Source organism: Streptomyces sp. NPDC028991, assembly GCF_055564775.1.
In genome coordinates this window covers 268,872-290,421 of record NZ_JBVHVP010000007.1, presented here as the reverse complement: position 1 = coordinate 290,421, position 21,550 = coordinate 268,872, and the positions used below count along the sequence as shown (strand labels likewise).

At 74.0% G+C, this 21,550-nt stretch carries 19 protein-coding genes; 10 read left to right on the top strand and 9 right to left on the bottom strand.

What is annotated here, in order from left to right; genetic code table 11:
- Window positions 1–27: 27 nt before the first annotated feature.
- From ACZ4V1_RS17920 to ACZ4V1_RS17910, 3 genes are all read right to left on the bottom strand, one after another.
- On the bottom strand, window positions 28–909 hold the full coding sequence (locus ACZ4V1_RS17920) for a hypothetical protein (protein ID WP_468336387.1): 882 nt from the start codon (window positions 907–909) through the stop codon (window positions 28–30).
- An 85-nt stretch (window positions 910–994) separates the two neighbouring features.
- Entirely contained in the window at window positions 995–2,521 is a 1,527-nt protein-coding gene (locus ACZ4V1_RS17915; protein ID WP_468336384.1) for a hypothetical protein, read from the bottom strand.
- Between the two features lie 241 nt (window positions 2,522–2,762).
- Window positions 2,763–3,458, bottom strand: a complete 696-nt coding sequence (locus ACZ4V1_RS17910; RefSeq protein ID WP_468336381.1) for a GntR family transcriptional regulator — start codon at window positions 3,456–3,458, stop codon at window positions 2,763–2,765.
- A gap of 181 nt (window positions 3,459–3,639) precedes the next feature.
- Here ACZ4V1_RS17910 and ACZ4V1_RS17905 point away from each other — a divergent pair, with 181 nt between their 5' ends.
- The 5 genes from ACZ4V1_RS17905 to ACZ4V1_RS17885 are packed head-to-tail and all read left to right on the top strand — an operon-like array spanning window position 3,640 to window position 8,098.
- On the top strand, window positions 3,640–4,962 hold the full coding sequence (locus ACZ4V1_RS17905) for an MFS transporter (RefSeq protein WP_468336378.1): 1,323 nt from the start codon (window positions 3,640–3,642) through the stop codon (window positions 4,960–4,962).
- A complete protein-coding gene (locus ACZ4V1_RS17900) occupies window positions 4,959–5,792 on the top strand; it encodes a putative hydro-lyase (RefSeq protein ID WP_468336375.1) in 834 nt (277 codons plus the stop codon). Before ACZ4V1_RS17905 ends, ACZ4V1_RS17900 begins: the two co-directional genes overlap by 4 nt.
- A 46-nt stretch (window positions 5,793–5,838) precedes the next feature.
- On the top strand, window positions 5,839–6,597 hold the full coding sequence (locus ACZ4V1_RS17895) for a LamB/YcsF family protein (RefSeq protein ID WP_468336371.1): 759 nt from the start codon (window positions 5,839–5,841) through the stop codon (window positions 6,595–6,597).
- Complete coding sequence (gene pxpB / locus ACZ4V1_RS17890; protein ID WP_468336368.1) at window positions 6,594–7,232, top strand: 5-oxoprolinase subunit PxpB; 639 nt, start codon at window positions 6,594–6,596, stop codon at window positions 7,230–7,232. The genes ACZ4V1_RS17895 and pxpB overlap by 4 nt, the downstream gene beginning before the upstream one ends.
- A complete protein-coding gene (locus ACZ4V1_RS17885) occupies window positions 7,229–8,098 on the top strand; it encodes a 5-oxoprolinase subunit C family protein (protein WP_468336365.1) in 870 nt (289 codons plus the stop codon). Before pxpB ends, ACZ4V1_RS17885 begins: the two co-directional genes overlap by 4 nt.
- Window positions 8,099–8,380: 282 nt before the next feature.
- On the opposite strand, the gene ACZ4V1_RS17880 is transcribed toward ACZ4V1_RS17885, so the two are convergent.
- The 5 genes from ACZ4V1_RS17880 to ACZ4V1_RS17860 form a co-directional block, all read right to left on the bottom strand.
- Complete coding sequence (locus ACZ4V1_RS17880; RefSeq protein WP_468336362.1) at window positions 8,381–9,229, bottom strand: SGNH/GDSL hydrolase family protein; 849 nt, start codon at window positions 9,227–9,229, stop codon at window positions 8,381–8,383.
- Window positions 9,226–10,386 (bottom strand): glycosyltransferase, encoded by a 1,161-nt coding sequence (locus ACZ4V1_RS17875; RefSeq protein ID WP_468336359.1) that lies wholly within the window; start codon window positions 10,384–10,386, stop codon window positions 9,226–9,228. The genes ACZ4V1_RS17880 and ACZ4V1_RS17875 overlap by 4 nt, the downstream gene beginning before the upstream one ends.
- On the bottom strand, window positions 10,383–11,510 hold the full coding sequence (locus tag ACZ4V1_RS17870) for a glycosyltransferase family 4 protein (protein WP_468336356.1): 1,128 nt from the start codon (window positions 11,508–11,510) through the stop codon (window positions 10,383–10,385). Before ACZ4V1_RS17870 ends, ACZ4V1_RS17875 begins: the two co-directional genes overlap by 4 nt.
- Before the next feature lie 698 nt (window positions 11,511–12,208).
- Window positions 12,209–13,627: a HEAT repeat domain-containing protein gene (locus tag ACZ4V1_RS17865; protein WP_468336353.1), complete on the bottom strand. Its 1,419-nt coding sequence runs from the start codon at window positions 13,625–13,627 to the stop codon at window positions 12,209–12,211.
- A 333-nt stretch (window positions 13,628–13,960) separates the two neighbouring features.
- Window positions 13,961–14,353 carry an ankyrin repeat domain-containing protein gene (locus ACZ4V1_RS17860; RefSeq protein WP_210961399.1) on the bottom strand — a complete coding sequence of 131 codons (393 nt, stop codon included), beginning with the start codon at window positions 14,351–14,353 and terminating at the stop codon, window positions 13,961–13,963.
- A gap of 299 nt (window positions 14,354–14,652) precedes the next feature.
- Between ACZ4V1_RS17860 and ACZ4V1_RS17855 the strand changes: the two genes are divergently transcribed.
- A complete protein-coding gene (locus ACZ4V1_RS17855; RefSeq protein ID WP_003977410.1) occupies window positions 14,653–14,847 on the top strand; it encodes a hypothetical protein in 195 nt (64 codons plus the stop codon).
- Between the two features lie 52 nt (window positions 14,848–14,899).
- Window positions 14,900–16,774 (top strand): hypothetical protein, encoded by a 1,875-nt coding sequence (locus ACZ4V1_RS17850; protein ID WP_468336349.1) that lies wholly within the window; start codon window positions 14,900–14,902, stop codon window positions 16,772–16,774.
- 172 nt (window positions 16,775–16,946) lie between these two features.
- On the opposite strand, the gene ACZ4V1_RS17845 is transcribed toward ACZ4V1_RS17850, so the two are convergent.
- Window positions 16,947–18,446 carry an SCO1417 family PLP biosynthesis transcription factor gene (locus tag ACZ4V1_RS17845; RefSeq protein WP_468336346.1) on the bottom strand — a complete coding sequence of 500 codons (1,500 nt, stop codon included), beginning with the start codon at window positions 18,444–18,446 and terminating at the stop codon, window positions 16,947–16,949.
- A gap of 64 nt (window positions 18,447–18,510) precedes the next feature.
- On the opposite strand from ACZ4V1_RS17845, the gene yczE reads away from it, so the two are divergent.
- The 3 genes from yczE to ACZ4V1_RS17830 all read left to right on the top strand — a co-directional run bounded on the left by yczE (window position 18,511) and on the right by ACZ4V1_RS17830 (window position 21,403).
- On the top strand, window positions 18,511–19,209 hold the full coding sequence (gene yczE, locus ACZ4V1_RS17840) for a membrane protein YczE (RefSeq protein ID WP_468336343.1): 699 nt from the start codon (window positions 18,511–18,513) through the stop codon (window positions 19,207–19,209).
- A complete protein-coding gene (locus ACZ4V1_RS17835; protein ID WP_468336340.1) occupies window positions 19,206–19,982 on the top strand; it encodes a glycerophosphodiester phosphodiesterase in 777 nt (258 codons plus the stop codon). Before yczE ends, ACZ4V1_RS17835 begins: the two co-directional genes overlap by 4 nt.
- 74 nt (window positions 19,983–20,056) lie before the next feature.
- Window positions 20,057–21,403: an MFS transporter gene (locus ACZ4V1_RS17830; RefSeq protein ID WP_468336337.1), complete on the top strand. Its 1,347-nt coding sequence runs from the start codon at window positions 20,057–20,059 to the stop codon at window positions 21,401–21,403.
- Window positions 21,404–21,550 lie beyond the last annotated feature (147 nt).

The window sequence follows — 21,550 nt, the reverse complement described above, 5'->3', positions numbered from 1 at the left end:
CGTGAGGGGCGCGGGGCGTGGGCGGTGTCAGGAGGAGTGGAACGGCAGTCCGGCGTCGGCCACCAGCTCCAGGTCCTCCGTCTCCTCGGCGGGCAGCAGCGTCGCCGTGCCGTCGGTGACCGGGACGACACCCAGGTCGAGCAGTTCGGCCATGGCGGCGCTGCCCGCCATGTCGCGCACCTGGAGCTGGTAGCGGGCCGTCGTGCGGTACGTACCGCCGTTGTCGTCGCCGGTGCGCTGGAGGAAGCCGGACTCGGTGAGGAAGGCCGCGGCCTTGCCGACGATGCCGGTCGTGGAGCCGGGGAGTCTGCGCGCGTCCTTGGTCGCGCCGGTCGAGCTGCGCCGGGCCCAGATCCGCCAGGCGGCCTCCAGCCCCGGGGCGTCCGTGGCCGGGTCGGTGTTCTCGCCCTGCTCCTCGGCCCGCTCCTCCAGCCGTCGGCAGGCCTGGCGGACGAAGGCGTCCACGCCGTTGACCGTGACGCGGCCGATGTAGCCGTCGTCGGCGAGATCCTCGGGACGCGGGTAGGCCATGGCGGCGACGGCGAGGTGGGCGAGCCCGTGCAGGAAGCGGTCACCGGAGTCGGTGGCGGCACGACGCGCGTAGTCGCCCATGCGGACGGCGAACACCGAGTCCTCGGCGGCGGTCACGGCCATCCCCGCGCGCGGGGACACCTCCAGGACGATCAGCCCGAGGCCGGTCGCCACCGCGTCGGCGAGCCGGGCGAAGGCCGGGTCCTCGCGGTAGCGGCGCAGCAGGTCGGCGTACTCCTGGTCGCGTGCGGGCAGCAGCTTGGGCTGCAGGCCGAAGGCGACGAGCCGCGCCGCGTCGGCGGCGTCGGCGGGCGTGACGGCCGCGGTGGCCGGCGCGGCACCCGACTCCGGTTCGCTCCGGTCGACGTGCTCGGTCACGGTCGGTACTCCTCGCTGTGCTGGTGCTGCTGCTCGTGCTCGCCGTGCCGGTGCCGGTCCTGACGCCGACGCGTCGGGTGGTCGTTCATGCCGCCTCCGTGCGGTCCGCGGCCATCCCGGCCGCGTCCAGCAGCGCCGTGCCGACGATGAGGTCGGCGCCGCCGAACTCGGGGTCGTCCAGCTCGGTGCCGTCGTCCACGGCGAAGAGCAGCTTCGGTTCGCCCTGGCGGTACGCGGTGCCGACCGGCGGGCTGGCCGCGTGGACGGCCAGCAGGGCCACGAGGTACGGGAGCTCCGCGTCTTTGGCGCGGGCGTCGGTCAGCAGCCCGGAGAGCCGGCGCGGGGCGTCGTGCGGCAGGTCGAGCAGTTCCATGGCGGCCGCGAGCTGGTCCTCGCTGAAGCGGCTGTCGTCCGGGGTGGCGATCAGGTCGGGCTCGGGCATCTCGGCGCCCAGGTGCTCCCGCTCCACCGGCGGGGCCAGCAGTATGTCGACGAGGTCGCCGACCCGGACGGAGACGGGCGTACGCAGACCGGTGCCGCGGGCGAAGAAGGCGTCGGTGACACGGAGCGCCCGCTCCAGGGGCAGCGGCAGGACGGGGGCGACGAGGTGGCCGTACAGGTCCAGGCCCGAGGTCGTCAGGGGGGTGGCGAAGGCCTGCCGGTCCTGTTCGGCGCGGAAGAGCGGGCCTGCTTCCAGGAGCCGGGACTGGAGCTGGGTGTGGCGGCGGATGCAGTCCTTGACGATGTCGACGAGCTCGGCCGCGCGGCGCTTGTGCTCGGGGTCCTCGGACTCGTCGCGGGCCTTGCGGATGTTGGTGAGGATCGCGTTCTCGTGGCGGTACCGGTCGGCGACGTGGTCCAGGGCCTCGGCGATCATGTCGGGGACGGCGCTCAGCCAGTCCACCGCGCGGACGTTGCGCCGGGTGGCGTCCAGGGCCCTGCGCAGGGTCTCCGAGTACTGGACGGTCCGGTACCGGGCCTGTTCGGCGGCGAGCTGGGCGTCGGCGAGGCGGCCACGGCTGATCAGCACCTCCAGTTTGACCTCGGCGGCGATCTGGGCGCTGGTGACGTCGGTGTCCAGGGCGCCGACGAGGACGTTGACCGCCTCGTCGGTGGTACGCAGGTAGACGGCGCCGCCGGGGCCGGGGACCTCTTCGAGGAGCTTGAAGTCGTAGTCGCGGCGCACGTAGGTGCCGTCCGGCCCGAATGTGCCGTACACCGCGCGGAAGCCGCGGTCGACGCTGCCGACGTTGATCAGGTTCTCCAGGACCCAGCGGGCCACCCGCTCGTGCTCGGCGGCGGGCCGCGCCGGGGCCTGGGCGGCGACGCGCGGGATCAGCCGGGCCGCTATCTGGTCGTGGTCGGCACCGGTGTCGAAGTCCATGTTCAGTGTGACGAGGTCGATGGCGGCGAGGGCGACCTCCGCCATTCCGTACACCGAGTACTCACCCGCGAGGTTGGCCTTGCGCGCGTCGAGGTCGTGCAGCGGCGCCGTGCAGGCGAGCGCGCGCAGCCGCCGCGCCAGTCCCTCGTCGGCGGCCGGGCCCTGGGCGGGGCGCGGCCCCGCGCTGAGCTGGGGCGGAACGCTGTCCGTCGATGCAGGCGAAGTCACGGTGCACAGACTAGGTCCTCGGTCTGACAACGTCCCAAACGACGCAGATGCGCCCCGACGCGACAGGCACCGTGGGCGCGCCGACACGACGGTCGCGGGGCGCTCCGCCCGTGTTCGCGGTCCTGTACGCGGTTCCCGCACTCCGCCCGCAGTTCCGTACGCGGTCTCGTCCCCGGTCCCGCCCGCAGTTCCGTACGCGGTCCCGTCCGCAGTCACGTACGCGGTGTTCGGCCTCCCGGGCCTACGGCTCGTCCCCGACCCGCCGCAGGTAGACCTCCACGACCCGCTTCAGCGAATCCTCGAGGTAGACCGCGAGCAGCCGCTCCGCCGTCTCCCGCTCGCCGCTCTCCAGGGCCGCGAGGATCTCGGCGTTCCGCGCGATGTACGGCTCGTGCAGGCGCCGCGGGTCGTCCACGACGTGGAAGGCGAGGCGCAGTTCGGCGAAGACGCTGCGCATCAGCTCGTCGGTGCGTTCGCTGCCGGCGAGGGCGACCAGTTCCCGGTGGAAGTGGATGTTGGCGGTGCCCACACCTTTCCAGTCACCTTCGCGGGCGGCCCGCCGCCCCTCCTCGACGGCCCCGGCGAGTCCTTCCAGCCCGTACGGCGGCTCTCCGAGGCCCCGCACGACGGCGCATTCGACGAGGGAGCGGGTGCGGTAGATGTCCTCGACGTCCTCGACGGTGAGGACGCGGACGAAGACGCCCCGGTTCAGCTCGTGGACGAGCAGGCGTTCGTGGGTGAGCAGCCGGAACGACTCGCGCAGTGTGTTGCGCGAGACCCCGAGCGCGCCACCGATGCTGTCCTCCGACAGCCGGGTCCCGGGCGGGAAGTAGCCCTCGGCGATCCGGCTCCTGAGGATGTCCGAGACCCGCTCGGCGGTGCTGGTCCGCCCGAGGAGGGCGCGATCGTCGGCCAGTCCCGTCAACTGCTCTGCCATGCCCGGAATTGAATCGCAGATACCAGAACGAAACAACAGGGGTATTGAGGGATCGTTGAACAATCCCCTACGGTGCCCAGAGGTGACGACACGGCGCCCGCTCCGCTCCGCTCACCGCACCGCACCGCACCGCACGGCTCACTCCACAAGCACTCTCCGTCCTCCCACTGCGAGGTGCACCATGAGCACACCCCCTCCACCGCAGGCCCCGCCCGTGGAAACCCGTCCTTCCGGCGCGGGCGAACCCGCCGCCGACGACGGCCCGTTCGGCTGGCTGCGCGCTCTGGGCCCGCGGGGCCGCCGCGCCTTCGGCGGCGCGTTCGGCGGCTACGCGCTCGACTCGTACGACTACTTCACACTGCCGCTGACGATGGTCGCGCTGGCCGCGTACTTCGGCCTGGACAGCGGCCAGACCGGACTGCTCACGACCGTCACGCTCGTCGTCTCGGCCATCGGCGGAGCGCTCGCGGGCGTCCTGGCGGACCGTGTAGGCCGGGTCAAGGCGTTGCTGCTCACCGTGATCACCTACGCCGTGTTCACGGTGGCCTGCGGTTTCGCACCCAACTACGAGACGCTGCTGGTCTTCCGTGCGCTCCAGGGCCTCGGCTTCGGCGGTGAGTGGGCGGTCGGCGCGATCCTGGTCGCCGAGTACGCGAGTGCCAAGAACCGCGGTCGCACGCTCGGCGCGATCCAGAGCTCCTGGGCCGTGGGCTGGGCGCTCGCGGTGGTCGTGTACACGCTGGTGTTCTCGCTGGTCGGCGACGATCTGGCCTGGCGCGTCATGTTCTGGACCGGCGCGCTGCCCGCGCTGCTCGTCGTGTGGGTGCGGCGCAGCGTCCACGACGCGCCCAAGGCCGCCGAGGCCCGGGAGAAGGGCGCGGGAAAGGGCTCGTTCGCGGCGATCTTCAAGCCGGGCACCGCCGGCGCACCGGGCCTGCTGCGCGTGACGCTCTTCGCGAGCCTGCTCTCCACCGGCGTCCAGGGCGGCTACTACACCCTCGCCACCTGGGTGCCGACGTACCTCAAGGACGAGCGCGACCTGTCGGTCGTCGGCACCGGCGGGTACCTGACCTTCCTGATCTCGGGAGCCTTCATCGGCTACCTCACCGGCGGCTACCTCACCGACCGGCTGGGCCGAAAGCGCAACATCTGGCTCTTCGCACTGCTGTCGGCGCTCTGCATCCTGACGTACGCGAACATCCCCAGCGGCGCGAACACCCTGCTCCTGCTCCTCGGTTTCCCCCTCGGCTTCTGCATGTCGGCGATCTTCAGCGGCTTCGGTTCGTATCTGAGCGAGCTGTATCCGACGGCCGTGCGGGGTGCCGGCCAGGGGTTCACGTACAACACCGGCCGCGCCGTGGGCGCCGTCTTCCCGACCACGGTCGGCTTCCTGGCCGACAGCTGGGGTGTGGGCGGCGCGCTGGTCTTCGGCGCCATCGGCTACGGCATCGCGGCGCTGGCACTGCTGGGGCTGCCGGAGACGCGCGGAAGGGAACTGACGTGAAGAACCCACACCACGTGACCGAGGACCGTCCCGTCGCCCTCGTCGACGAGCACGCGCGCGCGTGGAGCCCGAAATCGGCCCGCACCCGCTTCCGGGAGGGGCTGACCGGCCCCACGGCCGGGGTCGCGGCCGGCCACACCCAGGCCAACCTGATCTCGGTGCCCGCCGACTGGGCCTACGACGTGCTGCTGTTCTGCACCCGCAACCCGAAGCCCTGCCCGGTCCTCGACGTCACGGACGCCGGGTCCTGGACCACCGCGCTCGCCGACGGCGCCGACCTGCGCACCGATCTGCCGCGCTACCGGGTGTGGCGGGACGGCGAACTGGTGGACGAGCCGACGGACGTACGCGCGCACTGGCGGGACGACCTGGTGTCCTTCCTGATCGGCTGCAGCTTCACCTTCGAGTGGGCGCTGGCCGCCGCGGGCGTCCCGATCCGCCATGTCGAACAGGGGCGCAACGTCCCGATGTACGTCACCAGTCGGCCGTGCCGTCCGGCCGGGCGGCTGCACGGGCCGATGGTGGTGTCCATGCGCCCGGTACCGCCCGCTCACCTGTCGGCGGCGATCCGGGAGACCAGCCTGCTGCCGGCGGTGCACGGCGGCCCGGTGCACTGCGGTGATCCGTCGGCGCTCGGCATCGACGACCCCGGCCGGCCGGACTTCGGCGACCCGGTGGACGGCGAGCCGGACGACATCCCGGTGTTCTGGGCGTGCGGGGTGACCCCGCAGGCGGCGGTCATGGCCTCGCGTCCGCCCTTCGCCCTCACCCACGCGCCGGGGCAGATGCTCCTCACCGACGCGCGGGACGAGCAGTACCGCGTGGCCTGATCCCGGGAGGTCCCGACACAGGCCGGAAACCGGAGACACTGGAGACATGACGTCGATCGACCTCAATGCCGACCTCGGCGAGGGTTTCGGCCGCTGGCGGCTCACCGACGACGAGGGCCTGCTCTCGGTCGTCACCAGCGCCAACGTGGCGTGCGGCTTCCATGCCGGGGACCCGGCCACCATGCGGCGGGTGTGCGAGCTGGCGGCCGAGCGGGGCGTCACGGTCGGCGCCCAGGTCTCCTACCGGGACCTGGCCGGCTTCGGGCGGCGCGCGATGGACGTGCCGTCCGCCGAGCTGGCGGCCGAGGTGGCTTACCAGGTCGGCGCCCTGGAGGTGTTCGCGCGCGCGGCCGGCACGCGCGTGGCGTACGTCAAGCCGCACGGTGCCCTGTACAACCGGGTGGTGCGGGACGAGGAGCAGGCCGCGGCGGTCGTCGACGGTGTGCTCCTCGCGGGTGGTGCTCCGCCCGTGCTCGGACTGCCCGGCTCACGCCTGCTGGCGCTGGCCGGGCGGGCCGGGCTGCCGGTCGTCGCGGAGGCGTTCGCCGACCGCGCGTACACCGACGAGGGCACGCTGGTGCCCCGGGGGCGGGAGGGCGCCGTGGTCGCCGACCCGGACGCCGTCGTGGAGCGCTCGGTGGGCCTGGCCGTCTCCGGCACCGTCACCGCGCTCTCCGGGGCGCGTGTCGAGGTCCGGGCCCGCTCCCTGTGCGTGCACGGCGACACACCCGGCGCAGTGGAACTGGCCCGCCGGGTCCGGAAGCGGCTGGAGGCGTCGGGCGTCCGCGTGGAGGCCTTCGCATGAACGTCCTGCCGGTCGGTGACGACGCGCTGCTCGTCGAGGTCTCTTCGGGCGACGAGGCCGAGGCACTGCACGCGGAGCTGCTGCGGCGCCGCGCGGAGGGCACGCTCACGGCCCGGGAGATCGTCCCGGCGGCCCGCACCGTCCTCCTCGACGGCCTCACCGACGCCGCCCGGCTGGCGTCCGAACTGACCGCCGCCGAGGTGCCGCCCGCTCCCCCGCGCGCGGGTCGCGTCGTCGAGATCCCGGTCCGCTACGACGGTCCGGACCTGGCCGATGTCGCCGCGTACTGGGGCGTGGCGGAGGACCAGGTGGGCGGCATCCACTCGGGTACCGAGTTCCACGTCGCCTTCTGCGGGTTCGCGCCCGGGTTCGGTTACCTCACCGGTCTGCCCGCGCGCTACGACGTCCCGCGCCGGGACACCCCGCGCACGGCCGTTCCGGCCGGATCGGTGGCGCTGGCGGGCCCGTACACCGGCGTGTACCCGCGATCGTCGCCGGGTGGCTGGCAGTTGATCGGTACCACGGACGCCGTGCTGTGGGACCACACGCGCGTGCCCGCGGCACTGCTGTCGCCGGGCACGCGCGTGCGGTTCGTCCGCCGCGGTCCCCGGTGCGGGCATCAGGGGGGTTCATGACGGACCGTGCGCTCGCCGTGGTCCGGGCGGGGGCCCTGACCACCGTGCAGGACCGGGGCCGCCCCGGCCACGCGCACCTCGGCGTCCCCCGCTCCGGCGCGCTCGACGCGCCCGCGGCGTCGCTGGTCCTCCGGCTGGTCGGCGACCCGCCCGACGCCGCGGTCCTGGAGACCACGCTCACCGGCTGCGCCCTGCGTCCGCGTTGCGCGGTCACGGTGGCGGTCGGCGGCGCTCCCTGCCCGGTGACGGTGGACGGCCGGCCGGTGCCCTGGGGGGCGCCGGTCGCCGTGCCCGCCGGCGCCTTGCTCAACGTGGGAGCGGCCGACTCCGGCGTCCGCAGCTATGTGGCCGTCTCCGGCGGCATCCTCGTCGAGCCGGTCCTCGGCAGCCGCTCCACCGACCTGCTGTCCGGCCTCGGCCCACCGCCCCTCGCCGACGGCACGGTGCTGCCCCTGGGGCGACCGCGCGGGCAGCACGCGCGCGTGGACGTCGCCCCGCAGCCGGCGCCCCCGGCTGAGCTGGTCCTGCGGGTGACGCCGGGCCCGCGCGCCGACTGGTTCACGCCGGAGGCGGTACGGACGTTCACCTCGCGCGCGTACCGGGTGTCGCCCGCGAGCAACCGCATCGGCCTGCGCATGGAAGGACCGGCTCTGCGACGGGCCCGGGCCGGCGAACTCCCCAGTGAGGGCATGGTGCTGGGCGCGGTCCAGGTGCCGCCCGACGGCAGACCGGTCGTCTTCCTGGCCGACCATCCGACGACCGGCGGCTATCCGGTGATCGGCGTGGTCCGCACCGCCGACCTCCCGGCGGCGGCCCAGGCGGCACCCGGGACGCCGGTGCGCTTCGTGACCGTACGCAGACGCTGACGCGCCGTACCGCCCATACGGCCCATACGGCCCCCACGGCCCCCACGGCCCCCACGGCCCCCAGACGCTGACACCGCCGTACGGCCCACACGAGCGCGTACGCCGCCGTACCGGCTTGCGCGGAGGCCCGACGCCGATACCGCCGCCCCGCGTGCCGTCGTGCGCGAGCACCGACGCCGTACGCGGACGGGGAGGCCCCGCGCGGCTCGCATGCTCCGTGGCCCGTGGCCTCCGTCCCGCTCGGCCACGCGACCGCACCGGCACGCGTCTTCGCGCCGCCGGTCACGCCGCCTCTGGTCGCTCCGTCGGCGACAGGGCCGCGAGCGCGGCGGAGACCGCGGCGGACGTGCGCAGGTCGAGCCGGGTGCTCGTCCCGCGCGCGTGGTGCCGCAGTTCGTCGGCGGCCAGCGCCAGCAGTTGCGGCAGCAGGTCGGTGCAGCGCCGGGCCACCCAGCCGGTGCCGGCCGTGGCCAGCCACCACAGTGCCGCCGACCTGGTGGGCGCGGGGGACTCGTTCTCGGGCGAGGGCGCGGGCCCGGTGGCGTCGCCGCGCTGGGCGAGCAGGGCGTGGAAGCGCAGGGCCAGTTGCCGGTGGCCCCGCTCGCCGGGGTGCAGCCGGTCCGCGCTCCACATCGCGCGGTCCGTGATCCAGTCGCCCTCGCTCGCGTGCAGGTGCACGGCCCCGTACCGGCCGGACAGGGCGTGCACCACGGCGTTGACCGCCCGTTGCCGCCGGGCCAGCGGGCGGGCCAGCACACCCGGCAGGCCGAGCATCGCCCCGGGGTCCGGCAGGCACGCCGTGAGCAGCAGCGCGCCCTGCCCGGTGAAGGCGGCGTACACCGCGTCGAGCCGGGCGGCGACGGCACCGAGGTCGAAGGTGCGGCGCAGGGTGTCGTTGACGCCGACGACGACGGACGCGACGTCGGGGCGCAGGGCGAGGCCGACGGGCAGCTGCCGCTCGGCCACGTCACGAGTCTGCGCCCCGCTGAGGGCGAGGTTGGTGAACTCGACGGGATCCTCGGCGATCCCGGCGGCGAGCAACGCGGCCCAGCCGCGCCACCCGTCGCCCACCGGGTCGCCCACGCCCTCGGTGAGCGAGTCGCCGAGGGCCACGAACCGGACGCGTCTCATGACACGGCCTCGGGCGGCACGGGACGCGTGCGGACCGTCGCGTCGTGCGCGGCCAGGAACGCCTCGACCGCCGCGTCCCAGCCGAAACACTCGGCACGCGCGCGTGCCGCCTCCCGCCGGTCCTCCTCCCGGCGTCCGAGAAGGAGGTCCACGGCGTCCGCGAAGGCCTCCCCGTGGTCGGCGGCGACGGCCCCGGCGGAGCCGATCACCTCCGGCAGCGCCGAGGACGCGCTGGCCACCACGGGCGTGCCGCACGCCATCGCCTCCAGCGCGGCCAGCCCGAAGGTCTCGGCCGGTCCCGGGGCCAGGCACACGTCGGCGGACGCCTGGAGCGCGCCGAGCAGCCCGCGGTCGGCGACGTGACCGAGAAAGGTCACCGGCAGCCCCCGCTCCCGCGCCCGCTGCCGGAGCCGCGGGAGCAGCGGCCCGTCCCCGGCCACCACCAGCACCGCCCGCTCACCGCGCCGCCGCAGCGCCGCCAGTGCGTCGAGCGCCGTGCCGGGCCGTTTCTCCACGGAGAGCCGGGAACACATCATCAGCAGCGTCTCGTCCGCGCGCGCGTGCCGGGCGCGCAGTCCCGGATCGCGCAGCGCCGGGTGCCGTCCCGCCAGGTCGACGCCGAGAGGAGCCCGTACGACGTTGCGGGCCCCGATACGGACGAACTCGCGCTCGGCGAACTCCGTGGTGCACACCACGCGCGCGTAGGTGTGCGCCGTACGTGTGTTGAGGGCGTCGGCGGTACGCACGGCGGTCCGCTGGGGCAGGCCCCAGGTGCGCAGCACCCCGTCGGTGGTCTCGTGGGAGACCATCACGGCGGGGACCCTGGCCCGCCGGGCCCACTTGCCGGTCCAGCGCAGCGTGGTCCGGTCGGAGACCTCCAGCCGGTCGGGTGCCAGTTCCTCCAGCAGCGCGGCCACGCGCCGCCTGCCGGTCAGGACGCGGTAGCCGCCGGTGCCCGGCAGCAGCGGCCCCGGGAGGGTGATCACCCGGCCCTGTTCGGTCTCCCGGTCGTCGGCGTACTCGCCGGGGACGACGAGGACCGGGTCGTGTCCGGCCTCGCGGAAGCCCTTGCCCAGCTCGCGCAGCGCGGTGCGCAGGCCGCCGGACGCGGGCGCGACGAAATTGGCGAGCCGGACGATCCGCAGCGGGCCGCTCATGCCGCCAGCACCGCCTTCCGCGAGGCGAGGACGTCCGTGTAGTGCCCGATCAGCCGGTCGCCGACGGCCGCCCAGGTGCGCCCCTCGACGGCCGTCCGCCCGGCCGCTCCGTACGCGGCCCGCAGTGCGGGGTCGGCTGCCAGCGACCACACCGCGTCGCGTACGGCGGCGGCGTCGCGCGGGGGCACGAGCAGTCCGGTGCGCCCGTGGGCGACGAGGTCCAGTGGGCCGCCGGCGGCGGGCGCGACGACGGGCACGCCGCTCGCCATGGCCTCCTGCACGGTCTGGCAGAACGTCTCGAAGGGGCCGGTGTGCGCGAAGACGTCCAGTGAGGCGAAGACCCGGGCGAGGTCGTCGCCGGTACGGCGGCCGAGGAAGAGGGCGCCGGGGAGCGCCTGCTCCAGGCCGGGCCGGCTGGGTCCGTCGCCGACCACCACGACGCGCACACCGTCCAGGCCGCAGACACCGGCGAGCAGTTCCACCTGCTTCTCGGGGGCGAGCCGCCCGACGTAGCCGACGATCAGCTCACCGTTCGGGGCGAGTTCGCGGCGCAGTGCCTCGTCGCGCCGGTCGGGCCGGAAGCGGGCGGTGTCCACCCCGCGCGGCCACAGGCCGACCCGGGGCACACCGTGCGCCTGGAGGTCGCGCAGGGCCGCGCCGGACGGGGCGAGGGTGAGGTCGGCTGCGGAGTGCACGGCGCGGATGCGCCGCCAGGCCGCAGCCTCGCCCGCCCCCATGTACGTGCGGGCGTATCCGGCGAGGTCGGTCTGGTAGACGGCGACGGCGGGGACACCGAGCCGTGCGGCGGCGGCCATGCCCCGGACGCCCAGGACGAAGGGGCTGGCCAGGTGGACGAGGTCGGCGCGGTGCTCGGCGATGGCGGCGGCCACGCGCCGGCTGGGGAGGGCGACGCGGACCTGCGGGTAGCCGGGGAGCGGGAGGGAGGGGATCCGGACGAGGGGGCACGGGGCGGAGGTGTCCGCCGCGTTGCCGGGAGCTGTGGCCGGGGCGACGACGACGCAGTCGTGACCGCGTTCGACGAGGTGCCGGGCGGTCTGGAGCGCGCAGTGGGCGACGCCGTTCACATCGGGGGGAAAGGATTCGGTCACGATGACGACACGCATACCGGTGTTGTCGCCGGACTGGACGTGCTCGCGTCAACGTCGATCTTTCCGGCCGAGGAACGTCCCATGAGCGTTGCCCTGCCCTCCGAGTGGGCCAGACCGCGGCCACACCAGCCGTACCCGAGGGCCATCCGTCGTTCACACGAAGGGCGCGCACACGGAGAGCGCGCATATGGAGAACGCGCACACGGAGAGCGCGGCATATGGAGGCGACGCATACAGAGGCGACGCACATGGACGGGACCACCCTGGCGTCACGCGGCGACCGGCGACCGGCGACCCGCAGGAGTGGCGCCCGGCGCCCCGCAGCGGTGACGCCCGCCGGCGCGAGCCACCCGCGACGCGGGGACCGGTCTTCGCGGACCGGTGGGCGACGCCCGGGGCGGGCCGCGCCACTGCCCGAGGACGACCAGCCGGAGGCCTCGTGCCCGAGGACGACCGACCGAAGGCCACGTGCCCGAGGACGACCGACCGAAGGCCACGTGCCCGAGGACGACCGACCGAAGGCCACGTCCGCGAGGACGGCCGGATGGGCGGCGGCTCGCTCCGGAGGCCGCTCCGAGGTCGTCGGCTGCGCACCCACGCGAGCCGGACACGAGCGCCCGTACCCGCGCGGCGTCTCCGCCCGCTCCCCGAGCGCCCGCGCGCGGCCTCCGCCGTCAGCCGTCAGCCGTCAGTCCGCAGCCGTCCGCATTCGCTCACACGGCCGGCGCGTCCGGTCCGAAGCGGCTGCGTACGGCCGTCTGGACCTCGTCCTCCTCGGCCGGATCGGCGGCGAGCCTGCGCAGTCGTTCGACGACGCGGTTGTCGCCGGTCTCGGCATGCCGGGCGGCAAGTTCGCGGGTGGTCTCCTCGCAGTCCCACAGGCACTCGATGGCGAACCCGGCGGCGAAGGACGGGTCGGTGGCGGCCAGCGCGCGGGCGGCCCGGCCGCGCAGGTGGGAGGAGGCGGTCTCCCGGTAGATGTGGCGCAGTACGGGCGCGGCGCAGGCGATGCCGAGCCGGCCGGTGCCGTCGACGAGGGTCCACAGGGTCGGCGCGTCGGGGCCTTCACCGCGTACCGCCTCCCGCAGCGCGGCGAGGACGAGGTCGCGGTCCTTGGTTCCGCCCCGGCAGGCGAGTACCCGCCCGGCGGCGGCGCCGAGGGCGTCGGGCCGGTGCACCCAGCGGCGCGCCAGGTCGACCGCGGCGAGGCTGCGCATGCGCTCGAAGGCGGCGACGGCGGCCTCCACGACCGGCGTCGAGCCGTCGGCCACGGCGCCCTCGATCAGGTCGAGGGCGTCCGGATCGTTGCCGTCGGCGAGATAGCGCAGAGCCGTGCAGCGGGCGCCCTCGTCTCCGGACCGGGCGGCCTGGACGATCTCGGGCCGGTCCTCGGGCCCGGCGACGGCGGTGAGGCACCGGGCGGCCGGCACATGGAGCGCGGCGCCTCGATCCACCCCCTGCTGGGCCCACTCGAACACGGCCCGGACGCTCCAGCCCGGGCGCGGGCCGGTGGGGCTCATCTGCCGCTGCCAGCGGTCGAAGCTGCCCGTTTCGTGGGCGGCACGCACGCGCGTGGCGATCGATTCGCGCGGATCGTCGGCCCACAGCCGCCAGGGCCGTGGTTCGAAGGCGTCCCGCACCGCGACGGCGAGCTCGGCGTCGCCCTCGGCATCGCGCGAGAAGCGCGCCAGGACGGGCGCGGCGAGGGCGCGCAGACCGGCGTCGTCGTCGCGCAGCGCCAGTTCGTCCAGGGCCCACGCCCAGTTGACGCCGTGGGCGGCGTACCTGCGCAGCAGCTGGAGCGCGTCCAGCCTGCCGTAGGAGGCGAGGTGGCCGAGGACCGCGAGGGCCAGCCCGGTGCGTGACTCGTCGGCGTCGAGGATGTCCTCGGGGTCGAAGAGGTGGTCCTCGATCGCGTCCAGCTCGCCGTTCAGGTCGAGGTAGAGGCGGGCGTAGTAGAGGGAACGGTTCTCGACCTGCCAGTCGTGGCGGGGGTCGTGCAGCACGCAGTGGTTGAGTGCCGCGAGCGCTTCGGGGCGCGGAGCGGTGAGCGCATGCAGCGTGCCGTCGCCGCGACCCCGCTGAAGCAGGCCGAGCAGCGTACCGCTGGGCGCTATGACCGGATCGAACATGGGAAACAGCCTCACATCAAGCGTCGACGCAACCGGGGAGCACGCGTTACCTGGCCGTGCGCCAACACGTCGAAGCGCCCGCCGTCTCTTGCTTGCCGAAGACCATGTTCCTCTGCCTCTCGTCGGTGGCCCTTGCGGGCCGTGTCACGGCCCGCGCGGTGCGGCAACACCTGCCCAGCCATCACGTCCGTGAACCACGTCGTCATGATGACCCGGCGGTCACATCTGCCGCGACCGAAATTTCGGCGGCCCGTTACCGCCTCCCCCGTTATTCGCGTTTTCCCTGGTCAGTCAGTGTGGAGCTGACCCGGAGCAGTCCGGATCGGCGTCCGGTCACTGGGCGCCGAACAGCTCCAGCAGCTCTGTCCGGGCGAACATGCGCGCCGTGTCGACGGCCGACGGGGTACCGGCGGACGGATCCGCGCCGGCCTCCAGAAGCGCCCTGGTCACTTCCGTCTCACCCTTGAAGGCGGCACCGGCGAGCGGGGTCTGACCCCGGTCGTTGACGCGGTCGGCCTCGGCGCCGCGGGCCAGCAGCGCGCGCACCGCGTCGGCGTGGCCGTGGTAGGCGGCGAGCATGACGAGGGAGTCGCCGCGGTCGTTGGTGAGATTGGCGGGAACACCGGCGTCCACATACGCCACCAGCTCCTCGGTCCGGCCCTGCCGGGCCAGATCGAAGATCTTGGTCGCCAGCTCCACGACCTCCGGGTCGGGGGCTTCACTCATCGGCCGGACCACCTCTCACAACGTATGCCGGGGACTGTGCGCACGACCGCGAGCGGTGCGGCCGTGCGAGTGAATCGCCAGGGTACTGGCTCGCGCCGCACATGAGCCGAAGTGCCCGAGGTAAAGATCGGCACGGACCCTCCAGGGCGCAACCGCCCTGCTCAACCGGCCCAAGGACTACTCCGCCGCGTGGGGTAATTCGTCAAAAATTCCCCCATTTGCACCTTTTATCGTATGGATACATGCTGTGAGCCTGGAAGTACTCATGGTGACTGTCCCCGCGAACCAGGAGAACTCACATGATCCTCTCGATCTCAGGCGTGGTCCTGCTCGGCATCGTCGTCTTCATCTTCTTCCGCAAGGACGGCCTCAAGGCCTCACACGCGCTGGTCGCGGTCCTGTTCGGGTTCTACCTCGCGAGTACGGCCATCGCCCCGAGCATCAAGGCGGGCGGCGAGAGCCTGGCGGGCCTCCTCGGCGGAATCAAGTTCTGACGCCCCTCTCCCCCGCCCGACATCCTCACGTACGCACTTCCAGGAGGCAGCAGTGGCCCGGCGGCCCCTCCCCCGCATTCTGAGCAACGGCGGCGCACAGCTCGCCCGGAGCCGGGAGCTGGCCCGGACGGCGGCCGACAGCGCCACCGACGTCCTCCAGCCGCTGATCACGATCGCCCGCGGTCTGCGCCGCCTGGCCGCGGCCGCGCGGCGCAGATGGACCGAGACCCCCAAGGACCGGCGCGGCGCGCTGCTGTTCCTGGTGGCCTCGGTGGTCCTGGTCGTGGCACTCATGCCGTACGGCCCGCTGCTCGCCGTCGTCGCCCTGATGGCGGCGGCAGCCTGGCAGGGCAGGGACCGCGCCCCGGCGGAGCCGGAGGGACCCGACGACTCCCAGACCCGGCGCCTGCGGTCCCTCTACGAGGCGCTGGTCCCGTACTTCTCCATCGCGGAGGACCCGGACCCCCTGTACGCCCACGGCGGCACGTGGGAGAAGGCGTTCCCCGCGTACGACTTCGACGACACCGGCCGCTTCGCCCACCTGGTGATCCGCTACCCCGCGTACTTCACCGACGGTGAGGCCGAGGCCCGCGCCCGGATCGAGCACCTGCTCACCGCGAAGTCCGGCCGCGGCCGGGAGTACCGATTCACGTGGGACGAGGAGGCCAACCACCTCTCCGTCGACGTACTCCCGGCGCTCCCCACCGACATCGCCGCGCAGCGCTTCGTGACGGCGCCCGGTGAGACCGTCCTCGGCTTCACCGACCCGACCCGGGTCCAGCGCACCCTCCCGCTCACCCACGGCGAGGATCGGCGCGACGTGCCCCCGGTCGTCTGGCGTACCGGCATCCGCTCGACCGAGCCCCACCTGCTGGTCCTGGGGCAGCCCGGTGCCGGCACGTCCACCCTGCTGCGCTCGGTCGCGCTGCAGGCCCTGCGCCACGGCGACCTGCTGATCGTCGACGGCGGCGGCACCGGCGAGTACGCCTGCCTGGTCGGCCGGGACGGCGTCCTGGCCGTCGAGTGCGGCCTCACCGGTGCGCTGACCAGCCTGGAGTGGGCCGCCGCCGAGACGGAGCGCCGGCTGATCACCGTCAACCGGGCCCGTCAGGAGGGCCGGCCGGCGCCCGAGGACACCAAGCGGCCGCTGTGGGTCTTCCTGGACCGGCCGAGCGCGTTCGCGCACCTGGCCGCGGCGGACGGCCGCAAGGACCCGCAGTCCCTGCTCCACGTCCCCCTGCGGCACGGCCGCGCCGCGAACGTGACGGTGGTCGTCGCCGACCAGCTGGACGCCCTGGGCAGCCTCGGCGACGCCGTACGGCAGCACACGCGCGCGCGTGTCGTCCTCGGCCCGGCCACGGCCGACGAGCTGGCGACGGCGCTCGGCGCTCCCCCGCACACCACGCCCCCGGATCAGGTCCCGCCCGGCCGGGGATACGCCCGTCTGGGCACCGGGCCGGTGCACCGCCTCCAGGTTCCGGCCACACCGGACCCCTACGACGACGCGACGAGCGACGGCCAACGGCAGGCTGTGCTCGGCCTGCTCCCGCCGCGCACGACGCCGGCGGACGGGGAGCGGGTGCCCGTGGAGGAGGACACGGCCGAGGAGAAGGTCTCCATCGAGAAGAAGGCCGTCGCGGGCGAGCCCGGGCCGGAAAGGCCGCAGGCGGACGCCGAAGCGACCCCGGCCACGGTCGAGGCGACCCCGGCCACGGTCGAGGCGACGCCGGTCACGGTGGAAACGACCCCTGCCACGGTCGAGGCGACACCGGTCACGGTGGAAACGACCCCGGTCACGGTCGAGGCGACGCCGGTCTCCGTGGAGGCGACCGTCACTATGGAGGCGACGGCGCAGGAGGTGACCGCGGCGGAGCCGCCCACGCCGGAGACGGTTCCCGCCAAGGCGGTGGCGGCCGAGACCTCCTGACGAACGCCGGTCCGGCCACGGCCCGGCGCGGCTCCCCCACCCACCGACTCCAAGACGGCCCGGCCCTGCCACGATGCGGTGCCCGGGCCGTCTCCGTGCCCGGAACCCGCCCGCCACAACCCGCCCCCCCCCCCGCCCCCGTCTACGCCCCCGTCTACGCCTACGCCTACGCCTACGCCACGAACGTTCGCGGGGCCTCGCCGCCCCCGACGCCGCCGTTCTCCACCAGCCGGGCCGCCGCGGCCAGTCGCATCGCGGCCTCCTCGGCCACCGCACCGCCGACGGTGAAGGGCAGCCGGACGTAGCCCTCGAAGGCCCCGTCGACCCCGAAGCGCGGTCCGGACGGGACCCGTACGCCCACACGTTCCCCCGCCTCGGCGAGCCGCGAGCCCGAGAGGCCGCCGGTCCGCACCCACAGGGTGAGCCCGCCGCGCGGTACCTCGAACTCCCAGTCGGGCAGTTCACGGCGCACCGCGGCCACCAACTCGTCCCGGTTCCGGCGGGCCTGCTCGCGCCGCACCCGAACGGCCTGCTCCCAGCCTCCCGTGCTGAACAGCCAGTTCACGGCCAGCTGCTCGAGTACCGGCGTACCCAGGTCGGCGTACGCGCGCGCGGCGACCAGGCTGCGGATCACGTCGGGCGCGGCGCGGACCCAGCCGATGCGCATCCCCGCCCAGAAGGCCTTGCTGGCGGAGCCGACGGTGACGACCGTGGACCCGGCCGGGTCGAAGGCGCACACGGGGCGCGGCATCTCGACCTCGTCGTCCAGCCACAGCTCGCTCATCGTCTCGTCGGCCACGAGCACCGTGCCCGCCGAGCGGGCCGCGTCCACCAGCCGCCGCCGCTGGTCCTCGTCGGCGAGCGCGCCGGTGGGGTTGTGGAAGTCGGCGACGACGTAGGCGATGCGGGGCGCGGCCTCGCGCAGCACCTGGCGCCAGCGGTCCACGTCCCAGCCGGTGAGCCCTTCGGCCATCGCGACGGGGACCAGGCGGGCCCCGGCCTCGCGCATCAGCTGGAGGATGTTGGCGTACGAGGGCGACTCGACGGCGATGCGCTCCCCGCGCCCGCCGAAGAGGTGGCAGATGGCGTCGATCGCGCCCATCGCCCCCGTGGTCACCATGATCTGCTCCGGCATGGTCGGGATTCCGCGCGCGGTGTAGCGCTCGGCGATCATCGCGCGCAGCGCGGGCAGCCCGGCCGGGTAGTCACCGTGGGTGTGCGCGTAGGGGGGCAGCTCCTCCAGGGCGCCCTGCACGGCCCGGGTGAGCCAGGGCTCGGGCGCGGGGAGCGCCGCGCAGCCGAGGTCGATCATGGAGCCCAGCGCCTCGGGCGGCAGCGGCTCCAGACCGCGCGCCGGCAGGGGATTCCCGGCGGGTACGGCGGTCCAGCTGCCCGCGCCACGCCGGGACTCCAGGAAGCCCTCGGCGCGCAGCGCCTCGTAGGCGGCGGCCACGGTGGTGCGGCTGACGGTCAGGGCCAGGGCCAGCTCGCGTTCGGCGGGCAGCCGGGCGGCGACCGGCACGCGCCCCTCGAGCACCAGCAGCCGGATGCCGTCGGCGAGCGCGCGGTAGGCGGGCGGGCGGCGGGTGCCGGGCCCGGCCGGACGGTCCTGCTGTGAGCCGAGCAGTCGGGCGAGCTGCCCCGCCCCCACAGCCGAGGTCCACTGCGTCATGGAAATCAGTCCACCTTCCCCGAATTGGCCATGGTTGACTCGCGTTCTCAAGCCACAGGGTGTCATGCAGCAGGCCACTACCACCACACAGGGGGACGACTTGTCCAGGCAGACCGGGCAGCGGCATCTCACGCGGCGACTGACACAGCTCTACGGCGGTCTCGTGCTCTACGGCGCGAGTTCGGCGCTCCTGGTCAGGTCGGGACTCGGACTGGAGCCGTGGAACGTGCTGCACCAGGGCCTCGCGGAGCACACCGGCCTGCCGATGGGCGTGGTGCTGACCCTGCTGGGCGCGGCGATCCTGCTGCTGTGGATCCCGCTGCGCCAGCGGCCGGGCCTCGGCACGGTGTCCAACGTGCTGGTGATCGGCGCCGCGATGGACGCGACGCTGGCCGTGGTGCCCGACGTCCACGGGTGGACGCCGCGGATCGCCATGATGGTGGCGGGGATCGTCCTGAACGGCGCGGCGACCGGGCTGTACATCGCCGCACGGTTCGGTCCGGGCCCGCGCGACGGGCTGATGACCGGGCTGAACCGGCGCACGGGGCTCTCGGTGCGCCTGGTGCGCACGGCCGTCGAGATCACCGTCGTGGCCACAGGGTTCGCTCTCGGCGGCACGGTCGGTGTCGGCACCCTGCTGTACGCGGTGGCGATCGGTCCGCTCGCCCAGGTCTTCCTGCGCGTGTTCGCCGTCCCGTCGGCATCCGGCGGCAGCACGGTGGTTGCCGCCGCTCAACCCCGCCGCGCGATACTGCGTCGGTGAGCACCCCGATACGCCACCCCCGCCATCCCTATCTGGACCATCCCGGCCCGATCGCCTTCGCCCACCGGGGCGGTGCCGCGGACGGCCTGGAGAACACGCTGCGGCAGTTCCGGCGCGCGGTCGAGGCGGGCTACCGGTACATCGAGACGGACGTCCACGCCACGCGGGACGGGAAGCTCGTCGCCTTCCACGACGCGACCCTGGACCGGGTGACGGACGGGGCGGGGCGGATCGCCGACCTCTCGTGGGAGAGGGTGCGCCGCGCGCGCGTGGCGGGCGAGGAGCCGGTGCCGCTCTTCGAGGAGTTGCTGGAGACCTTCCCCGGGGTGCGCTGGAACATCGACGTGAAGGCCGAGCCCGCGCTGCTGCCGCTGCTGGAGCTGATCGGGCGGACCGACGCCTGGGACCGGATCTGCGTCGGGTCGTTCTCCGAGGCCCGCGTCATCCGTGCCCAGCGCCTGGCCGGCCCTCGCCTGGCCACCTCGTACGGAACCCGGGGCGTTCTCAATCTGCGGCTGCGCTCCTGGGGCGTACCGGCCGCGCTCCGCCGCTCGGCGGTGGCCGCGCAGGTGCCCGAGGTCCAGTCGGGCATCCAGGTGGTCGACCACCGTTTCGTGCGCGCCGCCCATGCGCGCGGGCTCCAGGTGCACGTCTGGACGGTGAACGATCCCGACCGCATGCACCGGCTCCTGGACCTGGGAGTGGATGGCATCATGACCGATCACATCGACACACTGCGCAAGGTCATGGAGGACCGCGGCGTCTGGGTCTGAGACGGTCCGGGACCGTCCGAGGACCGCGACCGAGCCCCGGGACGTCGCGCGTTCACGGAAAAGCGAGGGCACGGGTGGGCACCGACACCCTGCGGACGGACGCGGCCGACGGCGCCGACGGCCGACGGCGCGAACAGCGCGGCTGGTACTTCTACGACTGGGCGTGCTCGGTCTACTCCACGAGCGTGCTCACCGTGTTCCTGGGGCCCTATCTGACGTCGGTCGCCGAGTCGGCGGCGGGCGCGGACGGATACGTCCACCCGCTGGGCATACCCGTGCGCGCCGGGTCCTTCTTCGCGTACTCGGTGTCGCTGTCGGTGATCGTGGCGGTGCTGGTGATGCCCCTGGTGGGGGCCGCGGCCGACCGCTCGGGCCGCAGGAAGCCGCTGCTGGCCGCCGCCGCGTACACCGGGGCCGCGGCCACGACCTGCATGTTCTTCCTCGACGGCGACCGCTATCTGCTCGGCGGTCTGCTCCTGGTCGTCGCCAACGCCGCGCAGTCGGTGGCGATGATGCTCTACAACTCCTACCTTCCCCAGATCGCCCCGCCCGAGGAACGCGACGCGGTCTCCTCGCGGGGCTGGGCCTTCGGGTACGCCGCCGGGGCCCTGATGCTGATCGCGAACCTCATCCTCTACACGGCCCACGACTCCTTCGGGCTCAGCGAGAGCGCCGCGGTCCGTGTCTGCCTGGCGTCGGCCGGTCTGTGGTGGGGCGCCTTCGCCCTCATCCCGCTACGGCGGCTGCGCGACCGGCGCGTTCCCGCGCGGGAGGCCGCCCTGCCAGGGTTCCGGCAGCTCGCGGCGACCGTCCGCGACATGCGGCGCCGTCCGCTGACGCTGGCCTTCCTGCTGGCGTACCTCGTCTACAACGACGGCATCCAGACGGTGATCTCCCAGGCCTCCGTCTACGGCTCCGAGGAGCTGGGCCTCGGACAGTCCACGCTCATCGTGGCCGTCCTGCTGGTCCAGCTGCTGGCGGTGGCGGGCGCGCTGGCGCTGGGGCGGCTGGCCCGGACGTACGGGGCGAAGCGCACGATCCTCGGGTCGCTGGTGGCCTGGACGGTCACGCTCGCGGCCGGGTACTTCCTGCCGGCCGGGGAGCCGGTGTGGTTCTTCGTGCTGGCCGCCGGGATCGGTCTCGTCCTGGGCGGCAGCCAGGCGCTGTCCCGCTCCCTGTTCTCCCACCTGGTCCCGGCCGGCAAGGAGGCCGAGTACTTCTCGGCGTACGAGCTGAGCGACCGCGGGATGAGCTGGCTCGGACCGCTGCTGTTCGGGCTCACCTATCAGCTGACCGGGAGTTACCGTGACGCGATCATCTCGCTGGTGGCCTTCTTCGTCATCGGTTTCGTGCTGCTCGCGCGGGTCCCGGTGCGGCGGGCGATCGGCGACGCGGGCAACCCGGTGCCCGAAAGGATTTAGCACTCGGCGCGAAAGCGCTGTAGTGTACGCGTTTGGCCTGCCAGGCGTACCGTTACTGCGCGTCAAAGGTGCCGAAACGCTATGTCGCGTCTGCCAGCAGAGGTGACAAACCGGACGTCGGCGGGTACTGCACTGGTTGCAAGGCTG

Coding starts and splice junctions, on each gene's coding strand:
- ACZ4V1_RS17885 (WP_468336365.1), top strand. CDS start 7,229: ATGACGGACCGTGCGCTCGCCGTGGTCCGGGCGGGGGCCCTGACCACC.
- ACZ4V1_RS17855 (WP_003977410.1), top strand. CDS start 14,653: ATGATCCTCTCGATCTCAGGCGTGGTCCTGCTCGGCATCGTCGTCTTC.
- ACZ4V1_RS17905 (WP_468336378.1), top strand. CDS start 3,640: ATGAGCACACCCCCTCCACCGCAGGCCCCGCCCGTGGAAACCCGTCCT.
- yczE (WP_468336343.1), top strand. CDS start 18,511: ATGCAGCAGGCCACTACCACCACACAGGGGGACGACTTGTCCAGGCAG.
- ACZ4V1_RS17880 (WP_468336362.1), bottom strand. CDS start 9,229: ATGAGACGCGTCCGGTTCGTGGCCCTCGGCGACTCGCTCACCGAGGGC.
- ACZ4V1_RS17870 (WP_468336356.1), bottom strand. CDS start 11,510: ATGCGTGTCGTCATCGTGACCGAATCCTTTCCCCCCGATGTGAACGGC.
- ACZ4V1_RS17865 (WP_468336353.1), bottom strand. CDS start 13,627: ATGTTCGATCCGGTCATAGCGCCCAGCGGTACGCTGCTCGGCCTGCTT.
- ACZ4V1_RS17895 (WP_468336371.1), top strand. CDS start 5,839: ATGACGTCGATCGACCTCAATGCCGACCTCGGCGAGGGTTTCGGCCGC.
- pxpB (WP_468336368.1), top strand. CDS start 6,594: ATGAACGTCCTGCCGGTCGGTGACGACGCGCTGCTCGTCGAGGTCTCT.
- ACZ4V1_RS17845 (WP_468336346.1), bottom strand. CDS start 18,446: ATGACGCAGTGGACCTCGGCTGTGGGGGCGGGGCAGCTCGCCCGACTG.
- ACZ4V1_RS17910 (WP_468336381.1), bottom strand. CDS start 3,458: ATGGCAGAGCAGTTGACGGGACTGGCCGACGATCGCGCCCTCCTCGGG.
- ACZ4V1_RS17860 (WP_210961399.1), bottom strand. CDS start 14,353: ATGAGTGAAGCCCCCGACCCGGAGGTCGTGGAGCTGGCGACCAAGATC.
- ACZ4V1_RS17875 (WP_468336359.1), bottom strand. CDS start 10,386: ATGAGCGGCCCGCTGCGGATCGTCCGGCTCGCCAATTTCGTCGCGCCC.